The sequence below is a fragment of the Imhoffiella purpurea genome (assembly GCF_000585215.1).
GTDB lineage: Bacteria > Pseudomonadota > Gammaproteobacteria > Chromatiales > Chromatiaceae > Imhoffiella > Imhoffiella purpurea.
In genome coordinates this window covers 1-2101 of the sequence record NZ_AONC01000096.1, presented here as the reverse complement: position 1 = coordinate 2101, position 2101 = coordinate 1, and the positions used below count along the sequence as shown (strand labels likewise).

Genomic DNA, 2101 nt, shown 5'->3' with positions numbered 1-2101 from the left:
GACCAACACTCGATACGGGTGGGTGGCTAACCCTTACCCGACCAGGACTTTCACCTGGCAAGAGACGCCGAGCTTTGCTCGGCGCGATAACGTCAAACCTAAGCCGACCCATACTGCGCTGCGATGACGCTAAATGAAAGCACTGAGCTACGTGCGCAGTATGGGGTCGGCTTGAGGTGCGTGTTAGGCCATTGTCGCCATGTTTAATCAGAATGAACCAACCTTCCAGCTCCAGTTCTTACCTACTGAGACAAAAAATTTCCCTTTTACATGATATGATTTAAATAGCTTTTTTAGCTCTTGCGTCACAAAATCAATGATTTCCGATGTGTGGTCAACATCATCATCAAACTCGGCTACATAAGTATTAGCCGGAAGCTGAATATCTACCTTTTTCTTACCTCGCACTATTTTTGAGTAATCAAGCATGTCAAGCGCATTAGTGATTTTATTGTACACGCCTGTCCCATGTAGAGATGATTTTGCGTCTCTTAAGTCGAAAGTGATTGTCACGAAATAGCTCAAGTGATCTCTCCTGGATTAGACGTCACGCTTCAAGAATCCCGCTAGAACACCAACTCGGAAACACCATTGGCTTCTAGCGAAACTTTTACTCAGTTTTCGACTAATTTATTTTCTTGATTTCCTTCTTCTTACAGACTCTGCAAGGCAATTGAGTATAGTTTCCTGGAGCATTTCCACCTGTTTGAGAAGGACCGTTACACTTAAGGCATCTCACATCTCCGCAATTGTTGCACCGAAAGAAATAGTTGACGCTATTGCCGCAATTTGGACATTTCATTTCCAGTTTCTCCTGTGAGCCTAACGTCACCCATAAGCCGGGCCATACTGCGCCCCTACAACGCTAGAACACTGCTCTTAGCTTGATGCGCAGTATGGCCTCGGCTTGATGGGCGTGTTAGGCGAATTCCCCGCTTCGGCTACTCCGCCCGATGTTTGGAATTCACAAGAACATCTCGGGAACCAGTTGTACGGTTATCGAGTTAGCTGCCCCCAATGCTACGTAGACTCTCGGGCTTGGCATCCGAAATATTCGACGGAGAAACGTCACAGGTATACGTGATTATATTGCTTTGTTCTCCGGTACTTATCTTACTGAATCTTGTCTTGTAGGTGTGTTTATGCCCGGGCGCGGCGCAAAAGCCGTCGAGGACTAAGCCATCAGGGGTTGTATATTTGACGGGGGTAGTGTGTGGCTTACCGTCACTTGAGACGCGTGTGTACATCAAATCATTCAGATCGACTCCACTAACACTATAGTATTCCCTTACTAGAATCATGCCGGCTCGGCAGCCGGAATTTTCAGCGGAATAATATTTGACACCTCGAAATTCTGCCGAAAAATCGGCCGCATTGGTATGTGTATTTGCTGTTAGCAATGCTAGAGCAGCAATGAGAAAAGACCTTTTCATACATTTCTCCTTTTGTCTTAAGTTGAATGTCAGACCCTGGGGATGATGTTGGCCTCCGGCGTAGGGACTCCGGTTACCCGGAGCCCCCGCCACAGACCCGGACGTGCGGTTTTCTCGCATTCGGTTCCTCGGTTGTACTCGCATTCGCGCGAGCGATGAATTTCATGCAAACACCCGCGGCGCGTGGGGCTTTTCGGTGATGCGGGGTTTGGCGATTCCAAGCTTCTGGAGTGCGCGGCTGAACACCGCCCAGGTGAAACTCTTGCGTTTTCCCCCACGTCGATTGAGCCACTTGAACGCCGCTTTGACGGCAGCCTGAAAGAAGCACCAGAGGTCTTTGGAGTTACCCCGTAGACCGTAATAGTTGTAGTGCCCCACCAGCCGCCGATTCAGTCCCTTGATGAACTCCCGACCCGGCAGGTGCCGGTTACGCTTGATCCACTCGGTGATGCGCCGGATCGCTCCTTGAAGCTTCTTGCGGGCGGTTCGACGCATGACGCGCACCGTGCCTCCTCGGTCTGGAAACCAGAACAGCTCGAAACCTAGGAAGGTGATACGTCGGCGACGACTTGGATAAAAGCGGCTGAAACGCACGACCTGCGTCTTCTCGGGCGCCACGGCGAGGCCAAATTGCTCCAGCCGTTGCGGGAGCGCTTGGTAGAACCGCT

Annotated in this window: 1 protein-coding gene and 1 pseudogene; both read right to left on the bottom strand. The window is 50.4% G+C overall.

Annotation, left to right across the window (positions count from 1 at the left end):
• Positions 1-207: 207 nt before the first annotated feature.
• The gene (locus D779_RS22480) at positions 208-525 is read right to left on the bottom strand and encodes a hypothetical protein (protein WP_157726486.1); all 318 of its coding nucleotides are present in this window, start codon (positions 523-525) and stop codon (positions 208-210) included.
• A 1070-nt stretch (positions 526-1595) separates the two neighbouring features.
• A pseudogene (locus D779_RS20370) lies at positions 1596-2101 on the bottom strand (group II intron maturase-specific domain-containing protein); the annotation flags it as partial.